Source organism: Ningiella algicola (assembly GCF_028401415.2).
In the GTDB taxonomy this organism is placed as follows: Bacteria; Pseudomonadota; Gammaproteobacteria; order Enterobacterales; family Alteromonadaceae; genus Glaciecola.
Window position 1 is genome coordinate 3,198,529 of the sequence record NZ_CP171821.2, and the last position, 13,683, is coordinate 3,212,211.

Annotated in this window: 10 protein-coding genes; 9 read left to right on the top strand and 1 reads right to left on the bottom strand. The window is 45.2% G+C overall.

The window, feature by feature from the left end; translation table 11 throughout:
• The first annotated feature begins 97 nt into the window (after positions 1–97).
• The 8 genes from PN836_RS13865 (at position 98) to PN836_RS13900 (ending at position 11,992) form a co-directional block, all read left to right on the top strand.
• Positions 98–2,971 carry a TonB-dependent receptor gene (locus PN836_RS13865; protein WP_395339238.1) on the top strand — a complete coding sequence of 958 codons (2,874 nt, stop codon included), beginning with the start codon at positions 98–100 and terminating at the stop codon, positions 2,969–2,971.
• 95 nt (positions 2,972–3,066) lie between these two features.
• Positions 3,067–4,257 carry a mannonate dehydratase gene (gene uxuA, locus PN836_RS13870; protein WP_395339240.1) on the top strand — a complete coding sequence of 397 codons (1,191 nt, stop codon included), beginning with the start codon at positions 3,067–3,069 and terminating at the stop codon, positions 4,255–4,257.
• Positions 4,258–4,408: 151 nt separating this feature from the next.
• Positions 4,409–5,113 carry a FadR/GntR family transcriptional regulator gene (locus PN836_RS13875; RefSeq protein ID WP_395339242.1) on the top strand — a complete coding sequence of 235 codons (705 nt, stop codon included), beginning with the start codon at positions 4,409–4,411 and terminating at the stop codon, positions 5,111–5,113.
• Between the two features lie 39 nt (positions 5,114–5,152).
• Complete coding sequence (locus tag PN836_RS13880) at positions 5,153–5,608, top strand: methylglyoxal synthase (protein ID WP_395339244.1); 456 nt, start codon at positions 5,153–5,155, stop codon at positions 5,606–5,608.
• A gap of 208 nt (positions 5,609–5,816) precedes the next feature.
• Positions 5,817–6,185, top strand: coding sequence for a hypothetical protein (locus PN836_RS13885; RefSeq protein ID WP_395339245.1), 369 nt, complete (start codon positions 5,817–5,819; stop codon positions 6,183–6,185).
• Between the two features lie 363 nt (positions 6,186–6,548).
• Entirely contained in the window at positions 6,549–7,142 is a 594-nt protein-coding gene (locus tag PN836_RS13890; protein ID WP_395339247.1) for a PEP-CTERM sorting domain-containing protein, read from the top strand.
• 519 nt (positions 7,143–7,661) lie between these two features.
• Entirely contained in the window at positions 7,662–9,845 is a 2,184-nt protein-coding gene (locus tag PN836_RS13895) for a prolyl oligopeptidase family serine peptidase (protein ID WP_395339248.1), read from the top strand.
• A 53-nt stretch (positions 9,846–9,898) separates the two neighbouring features.
• Entirely contained in the window at positions 9,899–11,992 is a 2,094-nt protein-coding gene (locus PN836_RS13900; protein WP_395339250.1) for a S9 family peptidase, read from the top strand.
• 103 nt (positions 11,993–12,095) lie between these two features.
• Here the strand turns inward: PN836_RS13900 and PN836_RS13905 are convergent, their stop codons facing one another.
• A complete protein-coding gene (locus tag PN836_RS13905) occupies positions 12,096–12,665 on the bottom strand; it encodes a YSC84-related protein (protein WP_395339252.1) in 570 nt (189 codons plus the stop codon).
• A gap of 246 nt (positions 12,666–12,911) precedes the next feature.
• Here PN836_RS13905 and PN836_RS13910 point away from each other — a divergent pair, with 246 nt between their 5' ends.
• Positions 12,912–13,682, top strand: coding sequence for a ThuA domain-containing protein (locus PN836_RS13910; protein ID WP_395339253.1), 771 nt, complete (start codon positions 12,912–12,914; stop codon positions 13,680–13,682).
• The last annotated feature ends 1 nt before the right edge of the window (position 13,683 follow it).

The window sequence follows — 13,683 nt, forward strand, 5'->3', positions numbered from 1 at the left end:
TCAAGAAACTATGTAAAAAAGATGTAAACATTTACTTTGCACACGGTAAATGTATCCAGGCACACAAAACGTTTAATCATAAGATCTGGAGAAGATCATGCACACACACCACACACACAACTTGTTTCGCCGTTCTTCACTCGCGATTTTCATCACTAGTGCTTTGCTCGCTACCAACAGCTTTGCGCAGGACGCCGATACTTCGCCCGAGCAGGAAGAAGAAATTGAAGTCATTGAAGTATTAAGCATCGCTGACGCTTACAGAAACGCAATCGCAGAAAAGCGAAATGCAGCGACTATCGTTGATGCATTGTCTTCAGCGGACATGGGCGCACTCCCTGACCTGTCGGTGGCTGAAACCTTAGAGAGAATTACAGGAGTAACCGGAGACCGTTTCAAAGGAAATGCCAGCGAAATCTCCATTCGAGGCCTAGGTCCGTTTTTAGGTTTGTCTACTGTAAATGGTCGGGCGATATCTTCTGGCAGCGGCAACCGTTCTGTGGCATTTAGCCAGTTTCCTTCAGAGCTTGTAAATGGTGTGACCGTGTTCAAGGCGCAAAAAGCAGATTTACTCGAAGGCGGTGTATCAGGCACCATTAACTTAAAAACAATTAAACCTATTGATTATGGTAAAGAGCGATTTCAGGCGGAAATGCGACTCAATTACAATCCCTATCATTCGAAACAAGACGGCGAGGATGGAGTCGGCTATCGGCCTACTATTTCATATACTAATGCGTTCGATTTAGAAGATGGTGGCAAATTTGGTTTTGCCATTGGTTATGCTGGCGCCGATATTTCCTCGCCAGAAGAGAGCTACAACACCAGCTCAACCCTTCGTAACTGTAATTCAGATTTTGGTGCAGACGGCGGCAGCAACTGTAGTTTTAGAGACGCAAACGCCGCAGCTAATGGCGGTGAAGCGGTTGATGGTGATTATTATTTCATTCCGAACGCGTTTTTCTATCGGCAAATGAAGTCTGAAGAAGACCGCGATGCCATGATATTTGCCTTACAATATCAGCCCAATTCTGATCTTGATATCAACATTGACGGACAATGGTCAAGTCGATACTACTTTGAAGACAGACACGACTTGTTGTTTGATGACGGTCGACGTCGTATTGCCAATTGGGAAACAAATGATGAAGGCGCTTTGTTAGCCTATTCCGGCAACTCGCGCATCAGTTCATATGGCGAGTATCGTGTGAGGGATGAAGACTATCGAGGATTAGGTTTAAATGTCGACTGGTCAATAAACGACAGGTTGGGTGCAGAGTTAGATGTTTCATACTCGGGCACTGAGCGCTATCAAACGCGAACATATACGCGTTTTCGCAGCGACCGATTTTACTATGATTGGCAAAATCAGGGCAGTGACAATTTTGGCAATGTGTCGCAGGTTTATTCCGACTTTGACGACCCCAATGGTTCATCGATTGACTGGTTAAGCAACATTCAGGATCTATCATTTTTTGATGCAAACAGTGAAGCAAGAAATTATCGTTTTGATATTGAAGACTCAATTGCAGCCTATCGTGTAGACTTTGATTATTTACTCTACGGTGATCTATTTACCGAAGTGAAGTTTGGTGCCATTCGCTCACTGCGCGCTCATGACAACTTTCAAGAGGAGCGCAGAACGCTTTCGACACCCAGTGCTGAGCGAGACGATAAGCTAGCGGCAGTTGCAGCAAATTGTGGGATGGACTTTGAGCAAAGCGACTACGGGGATGATGCCAATTCACCGGTTAGTCAGTGGGCAACTTACGATACACGCTGTGCCTACGACACCCTAGTAGGAATAAACGATTTGTCGGTTGACCCGCGAGCGCCCTCTGCGGGTGACGTTCGCTTGACTGAAACCCTTACCGCATTTTACGCCATGGTGTTTTTCTCAACTGAAATAGGCGATGTCACCGTTGACGGTAATTTTGGTGTACGCCAAGTCAATACCGACATTGAATCGGTGGGTACCAGAAATTCCTACTCAATACAGACCGACCCAGAAGGCAACGTGATCTTCAACGAGAATTCTGATGCCGAAACGAACATTCTGACCAACGATTTCAGCAACACTCTACCCAGTTTAAATATCAACTTTGGATTGACTGATGACGTACAATTACGCTTTGCTGCATATTCAGCGCTCTCTAGACCAGATATGTGGTATTACGGCTCAGGTCGGCGCATCAATGGCGCTGACTCAAGCGATGAGTTTCAAAGTGTAGAAGAAGCGCTACAAGATAACGTCACCGCACTGGGTAACCCTTTTCTTGAAGCGCTAGAGTCAGACAACTTGGACTTAAGCCTCAATTATTTTATGGGGCAAGATACCTTACTATCTGCCGCCCTATATTATAAATCCTTTAATGCTCGCTTCGACATTCAAAGCGATTTTGAAGATGTCGTGGTTGATGGGCAAACGTTCAATGTTGAAGTTAACGGCCGCCCAACAATTTTAGATGATTCATCTTCCATCAAAGGTATTGAACTGACCGTTCAGCATCGCTTTAGCGAGTTACCGTCTCCGTTCGATGGCTTGGGTGTGGTACTCAACTATAACTATGCCGATTCGGATTTTGAGACTCCTGAAGCAGGCAGTGCAATTAGCGATGACGTGTTGGCAGTTATCCCACCTGCAAACATCGCGGGATTATCGGACACCACATTGAGTAGTCAGTTGTACTGGGAGAATGATGATTTCTCAGCGCGCTTATCGTATAAGTTTCGTTCAGAGTATTTAAAGCCCTTCGGGCCGAACTTGGCGCAAACCAATCGATTTGTTGACGATCAGTCCACGCTAGACTTGGACTTATCATATAACATCACGAAACGCTTAATTACGCGATTTCAGATAATCAATATTACCAATAATCCTTATGTAGAACAGCGCGTGGCTCGCGAGGCGTTTAACCGCATCGAATACTCAGGACCTCGCTTCTTTTTAGGATTAAGATATAGATTATAGCCCTTGCTGAGCGGATGCATTGATCTTATCTTGTGTCCGCTTAGTTAATATTCATAATTTTAGACAGCCTAAATGTCGTCAAGAAGGTATGCCCAGTGATAGAAACCTGGAGATGGTTTGGTCCTAGCGACTCAATAACGCTCAGAAAAATCAAGCAGGCCGGCGCGACCGGGATAGTGACTTCTCTGCACGAAGTCGCTACCGGAGCCGTGTGGGAAAAGCGAGATATTCAAGCTAGAAAAGAAATGATTGAGGCAGAAGGCTTAACCTGGGAAGTGATAGAAAGCATTCCGGTACACAACGATATCAAGACTCGTAGCGGTGACTATCTTCAGTTGATTGAAAATTATAAACTTTCCATAAAAAACGCTGCGCAGTGCGGGGTTTATACGATTTGCTACAATTTTATGCCCGTGGTGGATTGGACGCGCACCAATTTAATGTATCAACTGCCCAATCAGAGTCATGCACTTCGATTTGAAATGACCGATTTTGCGGCTTACGATATTTTTATTCTTAAACGCGATGGCGCCAGAGATTCCTACTCTCCAGCGGTTGTCGCGAAAGCAGAGCTTGCCATCTCGGATATGAGCGACGAGGCGAAGCTTGAACTTGAAAAAAATATTATCGCAGGTTTGCCTGGCGGGGAAGGTTCATACACGCGTGACACTATCCGCGAGGCTATTGAAGAATTTATTGTCCTGGGTACCGAAGGATTCAGAGAAAACTTATTTGCTTTTTTACGCGAGATAATTCCTGTTGCCCAGACGCACGGCGCGAAAATGTGTATCCATCCGGATGATCCCCCCTTTTCCTTATTTGGCTTACCCCGAGTGGTTTCCACCGCTGATGACGCCAGAAAGCTGTTAAACGCAGCACCGAGTCCTGCTAATGGTCTAACTATGTGCGCAGGCTCTTATGGTGCGAGAGGCGATAACGACTTGGTGGAAATGGTGAAAGAATTTGCCGAGCGCGTTTACTTTGTTCATTTAAGAAATGTCACACGCGAAGATGATGGCAGTTTTTATGAATCGGATCATCTGGATGGTGACAACGATATGGTGGGATTGGTGCATGCGCTGTTAAGCGAAGAGCAACGTCGCAAAGCACAAGGACAGTCTTTAAGCTTGTGCGCTATACCGATGCGCCCTGATCATGGACATCTTTTGGAGGATGAGCTTAATCAACCTAATGTAAAGCCTGGTTACGGCTACATGGGACGTCTTAAAGGCCTTGCAGAATTGAGAGGTGTAATGCACGCGGTGTCGAATTTCATGCGACGTTAATCCTATCGTTTTTTAATATTCCAGCGTCTACATTAATTCGTTGGCGCTTTGCGATATTTTCCGAAAGGTTTGTAGTTCCTGCTCCTTGCCATTAGACTTGATGAATGTATTTTTGCCTGTCCTTAGTGACCTTATTGAGTAAAGCCTCCGAATGAAGTCCTTGCAGTTAGAAGTTGTTAAAAACGATCGGCTTTATATGAAAGTCGCTGAACAATTGCGCAAACTCATTGAAAATGAGGTCATCAAGCCTGGAGAGCGTTTTCCATCTGAGCGAGAGCTTGCTGAGCAGTTAGGTGTGAGTCGACCGACGGTTAGGGAGGCGATGATTGCGCTGGAGTTAAGCGGTATTATCGAAATTCGTTCTGGTTCTGGCATTTATGCATCTAAGGCTAAGCCTAACAAAAAACTAGCGCTAGATGACAGTGGTATTGGTCCTTTTGAAATTCTAGAAATCAGACTAATTGTTGAGTCTGAAGCCTGTGCGCTTGCTGCTTCACGCATTACCAACAAAGAACTGGATTTGCTTCGCCAAGCCGTCAAGGATATGGAAGAAGAAGAAAAGCTTGCCGATGCCTCCGAAAAAGCAGATCAAGCCTTTCATGAGATCATTGCGCGCTCTTGCCAGAACAGTGCAATCGAGTCTGTTATTTCATGGTTATGGACTTTGCGCAATGAATCAGTGCTCAGCACAAGCTTCTTAGAACGGATACGAGGTGAAGGCATTCACCCCTCCATTAGCGAGCATCAAGCGATACTAACCGCGCTCGAAAAACGCGATCCAATGGCTGCACGCGAAGCGATGCGACGGCATATTGAGTCTGCAACTGAAAACGCAGCCAAACATTTTCAAAAGTAGCATCACTGGGTTGTTCTTCACTCACTAAAAAGGAAAACCATGGACTTCACCCATGCAAAAGCACCGGCCTCAAAGAAAATTGCCTTAGTGGCGCATGATCACATGAAGCCAATTTTGAGCGAGTGGTGCGAAAAACACAGCGAAAAGCTAAAACTGCAGCATCTATTTGCGACTGGCACCACTGCCTCAAAGCTTTCAAACGACACGGGTTTAGCGGTATCTCCTTTATTAAGCGGCCCCTTGGGTGGCGACCAGCAAATTGGTGCGCGCATTGCGGAGCAAACGCTCGACATGCTGATATTCTTCTGGGATCCGCTGGCGTCAATGCCTCATGATCCCGACGTAAAAGCACTGCTGCGAATTGCCGCGGTGTGGAATATTCCAGTTGCGTGTAATCCAAGCAGTGCGGATTATCTGCTTAGTTCTCCTATGTTAGATCAAGCATACGATTATCGTGTGCCCGATTATAATGCTTATCAAAAATCACGAGTTTGAGTGTTTCGATAAAAGCCGTTTGTATCGGATTTACTCGGGTTATCTAAAACGCGAGATACATTTCGCTTAATACATCACAAAAATAAATGCATTACATATGAAAGCATAATTATTTTTATCCTGTCTCTATCCTTACTATTGTTTCAAGCCAAGGCGCAAATCACGACATTTGCATCAACAAATTTAAGTAAGACAGGGGTAACACATTATGAATTTTCACCTTTTAAGCACCGACGTTTTCACTAACAGCGCAGTAAAAATGGTCACGAGTATCGTCGCAGCGCTCACGCTTTTTGCCATTATTGCCGGACAATCTGCTCACGCAGCCAGTGCCGATTTTGACCGTTCGCTATCGCTTGTTACTCACTTAGAACAAAGCTACATGGATGCCAAGGCACAAATGGACCTTATTGATGAAGGATTTCGTCAGGGCAGGTATTCTGATGAAGAGCTTTTCGTGGCGACTGTGATGTACTTTAATATAGAAACTGCCTTAGTTGAGGCACGCTCTCACTTATTACTTGTCATTGCTAAGGAGCAACAAAATAAGCAAAAGCTAGCCTTTGTAAATCGCTGAGATCCTTAGATGATGTCTTGTCGTGCATGTTGTAAGCGCAAGTTTTTGGGATAAATCGTAGCGCTGATTTGTAGCCCCTGTTGAGTGAAGTCAATGCACTGTGTTACGTCGGATTATTTTACAACCCCAGCATCTTTTTTCAGATTCAATTGCTTTTTTAAAGGAGATTCAAAGACTTAAATTGGGATATGCTTTATGCATTGTCTAATGCACGTACTCGTACACAGATAAAAAGCTGTACCTGAGTACGCTCACTCGCTTTTAGATAATGGGATTAGCACAATGAAAACTAAATTTTTTATGAGGCTTTTTTGAGGGCTGACGCTTCTGGTAAGCGGCGCATCGCAGGCAAGCATTATTCAGTTGGACTTTGAGGGTTTAGATAACCTGGAAACAATTGGAGGTTTTTATAACGGTGGCACTTCAGGAAACGGTAACTCGGGTACAAATTTTGGTATTGAGTTTAATGCCGATACACTGGCAATCATTGATTCCGATGCTGGTGGTACAGGGAACTTCGGCGGAGAACCATCGCCCGATACCGTAATGTTTTTTCTGACAGGCTCAGCATCTATCATGAACGTAGCCGCTGGCTTTGAAACGGGCTTTTCATTTTTTTACAGCGCCATCAATAATTCTGGAAACGTAAGCGTTTATGACGGACTAGATGGAACAGGCACTGAGCTTGCAACTTTGTTCATTCCAACGACACCCTCAGATGGTGGTGATCCGTCAGGTGCATTTAGCCCATTTTTTGATATTGGTGTAGCCTTTGCGGGAACGGCACGATCGGTCGTCTTTTATGGTGTTGCCGATCAAATTGCGTTTGATAACATCACTTTCGGTTCCGACACTCCTATACTTGAAACGCCCACACCCAGCACATTAGCTATCGTTTTATTAGCTGCAACAGGTTTGATAATCGGTCGACGTAAATCAGGCACGAAACTGAAGTAGCAGTGCACAATGAAAGTGCTGCGCTCGGTGTTTTTTTTCATACTGAGCGTAGCGTTTTTTACTACACAAAATGATAAAAAAGAATACTAGCCAAAGTGATTTAGTTCGATTGGCAAGATTCGACGTCTTTGCTCTTGCATACCTTTTGAATAATCTTTTAAAGGTCTTGCAAAAGCAGTCCAAAATACATCATCGCACTTTAAGCACGGCGCATTACCAGTTGAATAACGGTGATTCTCGCCCTAATTCCCATGCTTGCTTTTATTGATCCAATCGTTAACTCAACTATTGCGACTTCCTATAACGCATAGACCTTTGTCGCCACTGGCTTTGCGTATTGCGAATGCTTTCAGCCCTAGATTTCCTACAAAGACCGTAAAATTGGAACAAAATCAGGATTTGAGAGACAAAAACCTGAAAACTTACGTATGAACTAACAATTTACCTTTAAACAAAAATAAAAAAATAAAGACGTTACCATAAACATAATCCACTAATATTTCATTTGACGGACAATATATGCATACAAACATCCTCAAAGCAGGCCTGTCGCTTGCAATCATCGTGAGCCTGATGGCCTGCCAACCGAAGTCTGAGACAGACGAACAATTAGACGCAAGTGATACTACCAAAGAAGAGGCAATTGTAGTGAGCTATCCGGTTACCCCAAAAGGCGATGTGGTTGACACTTATTTTGGTCAACAAGTGTCTGACCCTTATCGTTGGCTAGAGGATGACCGTTCAGCCGAAACCGAAGCTTGGGTTAAGGCACAAAACGAAGTAACACAAGGATACTTAGCTCAAATACCTTATCGCAAAGATATCGAAGCGGTAGTCAAAAATATTATCAACTATGAGCGGGTAACGGCTCCTTTCAAAGAAGGTGATTATACGTACTTTTATAAAAACGATGGATTGCAAAATCAGTCTGTTGTGTATCGTCAAAAAGATGGAGGCGAAGTTGAAGTTTTTATTGATCCCAATACCTTTTCTGAAGACGGGACGGTATCGCTTGCAGGCTTAGAATTTTCTAAAGACGGTAGCCTGGCATCCTACCAGACTTCCACAGGCGGCAGCGACTGGCGCGAGATTTTCGTTATTGACACCAATACGATGGAGCAAATTGGAGAGCCGCTTCAAGATGTGAAATTCTCGGGTATGTCATGGTATAAAAATGAAGGTTTTTATTACGCGAGTTATGACAAACCAGACGGTTCTGAGCTAAGCGAAAAGACAGATCAACACAAGCTTTATTATCATCAAGTGGGCACACCGCAAGGTCAAGACCTGAAGGTGTTTGGTCACGTCGAAGCAGAAAAACATCGTTACGTGGGCTCACAGGTGAGTGATGACGGCCGCTACTTAATGGTATCTGCCGCAGAATCAACCTCTGGCAACAAAGCCTTCCTCAAAGACCTAAGCAAGCCTGAGAGCGAGTGGCTGACGGTAAAAGAAGATGTGGCTGGCGATGTGTATATGCTTACCGCAGAAGGCGATACCTTGTACTTGGTCACCAACTATAATGCACCTAACACGAAAGTGGTGTCGGTATCAGCCAAGGCCCCCAATGTTGAAAATTGGCAAGACGTCATTCCTGAAACGAAAAATGTACTTATAGCGAGCACAGCAGGCGGCTTTATTTTTGCGGAATACATGGTTGACGCTATCTCAAAGGTTTATCAGTACACGCTTGAGGGCGAGCGGGTGCGCAGAATAGAGCTACCTGGTTTAGGTAATGCAGGCAGTTTTGGCGGTAAAAAAGAAGACACCAAAACCTACTATACCTTCACTAACTACACGACACCGTCTACCATATTTGAGTTGGACCTGGCCGGTGGAAATTCAGAACTATTTAACCAACCTGAAATTGATTTTGACGGCAGTCAATACCTGTCTGAGCAGGTATTCTATAACTCGAAAGACGGCACGCGTGTGCCGATGATCATCACCTATCATAAGGATACGGTACTTGATGGTAATAATCCTACATTGCTTTATGCATATGGTGGCTTTAATGTCAGCCTATCGCCACGCTTTAGCTCGACGGTAGCTGCATGGTTGGAACTTGGTGGTATTTATGCGGTTCCTAATATCCGCGGTGGTGGTGAATATGGAAAGGCATGGCACGACGCCGGCACTCAAATGCAAAAGCAAAATGTGTTCGATGATTTTATCGCTGCCGCCGAATATCTCATTGAGAAGAACTACACGAGTAGCGAATACTTAGCGATTCGAGGTGGGTCAAACGGAGGTTTATTGGTGGGTGCAGTCATGACGCAACGCCCAGAATTAGCCAAAGTCGCTCTGCCTGCGGTGGGCGTGCTTGATATGTTGCGCTATCATACCTTTACGGCGGGCGCTGGCTGGGCTTACGATTATGGTACAGCCGACCAAAGCGAAGAAATGTTTCAATACCTTCTGGGTTATTCACCTGTACATAACGTTAAAGAGATGGCATATCCTGCAACAATGGTCACCACCGCTGACCATGACGATCGCGTAGTGCCTGCGCATTCCTTTAAATTTGCGGCAACCTTACAGGCTCATCAGCAGGGCGATAACCCAACCTTAATTCGTATTGAAACGGATGCCGGACATGGAGCAGGCACACCCGTAAGCAAAACCATCGAGCAATTTGCTGATATCTACGGTTTCACGCTATGGAACATGGGTATGCGTGAGCTACCCATGCATGCAAAATGACCCTAAGCAAAAATAATAATACACCTAACGACAACTTAGCTAATGGAGTTCGAATGTCATTAAGAAAGTATCTACCAAAACACTTGAAGCCCTCGTTGCTTGGCTTTGCCTTTGCCATCAGTTTTGCATCGGTGAGCTTGAGCACGGCTCACGCTGCTAGCTTTGAAATAGAACATGTGCCTAAGATTCAACACGCCGGCAATATCGCTGTGTCTCCTGATGGGAAAAACACGGTGTATACATTATCTGTTCCGCGCGATGTCCTCGCGGGTGACGAAGACGGTCGAGCTGATACTCATTTGTATCTGATTCAGGAGGGGCAAGACCCTATCAAGTTCATAAGTGCGCCTGGGGGTGTGGTGGCACCGCAATTTAGCAGTGATAGCAGTACCTTATTTTTTAAGAGCAAGCGGGATGGCGACGATAGCATGTCGCTTTATTCTATTTCCTTAAATGGGGGTGAAGCACGAAAGCACTTTGAGTTCGACACGAACATTGGTGACTATCAAGTTTCCAGCGACAACAACACCGTATATTTTGTTGCTAAGGCAAAAGACGAGTCAGAAGATTTAAAGGAAAAAGGGTTTAAAGCATATGTGTATGAAGAAGACCAACGCTTAGCTTCCTTATGGACCTTCGATTTGCAAAATCCAGACGGCGAGGCTCAAGTTTTGTTCGCTGGTGGACATGTGTCAGATTTTGCCATGTCCAACTCCAATCAAACGCTAGTGGCAGCAGTTGCACCCACTAATTTAGTAGACGATTCTTTGATGCTACGAGATTTAGTGTTTATCAATCCTGAGACGGGCGATGTTAATTCAACCATTGATATCCCGGGAAAGCTGGGCAGTTTTGAGTTTTCTGATGACGGTGATCATGTCGCATTTTTAGCTGGTACGGATATTCACGATACTTCAGCTGGCGTGCTGATGCTGGCGAAAACCAATTCTGACAGCTTTACACAGCTTACCCCCCAAGTTGAACAACATATCATGGATATCGATTGGCTTGATGATGACATTTTGGCAGTTGCTCATCGCGGTGTTGAGAGTGCATTTGTTGTTTATGACACCGATGGTGACGAAAAACGTGTCCTGAATACGCCCGAAGATATTGTTGTGAGAAGTGCCGATATTGGTGATGAGAATATTCGGTTTATTGCCGATAGCCCTAAACACCCCAGAGAGGTGTTTAGCCAACGACGCAATAAAACTGAAAAGTTATCCAATCACAATGCTTGGCTCGAAGAGTTAGACTTAGCTGAGCAGACAACCTTTAGCTATGAAGCGCGAGACGGTGCTCAAATTCAAGGCTTGCTGATTACACCAAACGAACCAGCACCAACAGGCGGTTATCCACTTATCTTAACTGTTCACGGTGGACCAGAAGCCCACTACAGCGACGGCTGGATTACACGTTACTCTGACGGCGGGCAGTTTGCCGCAGCAGACGGATACGCGGTATTTTATCCAAATTATCGTGGTTCCACAGGGCGCGGTGTGGCGTTTGCCAAAGAGCATCAAGACGATTATGCGGGTAAGGAGTTTAACGATTTGGTTGATGGCGTGGACGCGCTGGTTGAAGCCGGCATTGTCAACAAAGACCGCGTTGGAATAACGGGCGGTTCATACGGAGGCTATGCGTCGATGTGGGGCGCAACTGCCCAAAGTGAACACTTTGCAGCAGCAGTTGCCTTTGTGGGTATTTCAAACCAAATCTCGAAATTTGGTACCAGTGATATTCCAAATGAAATGCACCTTGTCCATTCATTGCGCTGGCCGTGGGAAGATAATTGGATGAATCTGCTAGAGCGCTCACCCATTTTCCATGCAGGGAAAAGCACAACGCCCACGCTCATCATGCATGGTGAAGAAGACACCCGCGTGCATCCAAGTCAGTCAATGGAACTTTATCGCTCAATGAAAGTGCGCACAGACACGCCGGTTAGGCTTGTGTTCTATCCGGGAGAAGGGCATGGGAATCGCCATGCGGCTGCCCAGTATGATTATTCATTGCGCTTCATGCGCTGGATGGATACTTATTTGGCACCCGATGCTAAGCGCAATGATCCGATGCCGCCGACTGACCTTGGCCTTGAGGAGATTCTGAATGCCTCGAGCGAAGACGAAGATACACCGAGCGATTAATTGCGGCCTGATATGAGCTGATTAGCATATAAAAGCGAGCTTCGATTTCAGTCTAAGCTCGCTTTTTCACTGTTGAGAATCAATTAGTTAACCTGAATTCAGGTTAGTTAAGCTGCTCGTCCTTCCAGAACTTTGTGCCTTTTACTGTCGCTTGCAAGGCTAATCCACTCTCGGTCATCGTATACACTGACACATCTCCATAATAAGCTTCGCCAGCAATAGCTTTTCCCTTATTACTTGCTTTAGCTGCAGCATCTGCATTGCCCCCAAAGGTCCAGCCATTTTCTATAAACTGCTGCATGGCAGATTGATTGTGAAATACCATGACTATCCGATAATCTTTTGCGCCAAGTCCAAGACCCACGCCCCCCTCTGCCATATTCATGTAGGTCTTTTTACCGCTGCTGTTATCATTCACGACCCCATATCCGGTTCCTGCAGCTAATACGAGTAAATTGACATTTGCATTTGAGAAGGTGGCATATCCGGGCGATGCATTGATTTCGGCGCGCGCAGCTGGCTTTTTCTCGTAAAGCTTGGCAAGGGCATCTTGCTGCATATCCAGAATCACTTGGCGCTTTTCAGTGACCGACCCTGAACCCATGGAGGCACAGGCAGACAAGATGACGACACTGAGCATGACAAAGGCAGATTTAATGCTGATAACTTTCATATAGACTTCCTTGAACAAAAACGAGATGCGTTGGTTTAAATGTAGCACTCAAGTGAATAGCTCGCTATACACTTAGTCCTCTAAGCATGCTGAAGGTTCGCAATAAGCTTGATTAATAGCAATTGAGCGTCTGCACCAGATAAGATCATTGGAATTCGTAACTCCATCACGAAAGAACGCCATTGGGCACAGACTATTAAAATCGGTTATGCTTTAACCAACCTGAATCTCGTTCAAGGAAATAATATGAAAATCAGCGTTTCTTCTGTGTTTGCCACCATCGTTTTACTGACGATGAGCGCCACATCATTCGCGCAACAGTTCAATGTACTGTTGTTTACTAAAACCGCCGGTTGGCATCACAGCTCTATTCACGATGGTGTAAGCGCTATGCGACAACTTGCCCAGCGTCACGACTTCTCCCTCACATGGGAAGAAAACGCAGACCGTGTGATTAATGATGAATATCTCAAGAACTATGATGCGGTTGTCTTTATTAATACCACCGCCGACATCTTTAATGACGAGCAACAAGCCGCGTTTGAACGCTTTATTCAATCAGGTAAAGGCTTTGTGGGAGTGCATGCGGCCTCAGACACCGAGTATGATTGGGAGTGGTATGGCAAACTTGTTGGGCATTATTTTCATATTCATCCGGCTAATCAAACCGCAGTACTCGTTAAGCAAGACAATAGCTTCCCCGGCATGAGCGCATTTAAAGAGCGTCATTTATGGACGGATGAGTTTTACGGTTTTACGCCCGCCAATGTTGAAGGTCTGAACTACTTATTGACCATTGACGAGAGCACCTATGACCCCAGCGCTGATTGGGGTGAGAAGAAGTCTGAGGGCATGGGCGAATTTCATCCTATGGCTTGGTATCATGAGTTTGATGGCGGTCGTTCGTTTTATACTGCATTGGGTCATCTACCAGGTGTTTACCAAGAACCCGTATTCTTAGAACACCTATACGGCGGTATTTATTGGGCTGCAACAGGAAAAGGCATCGAAAAGTAAA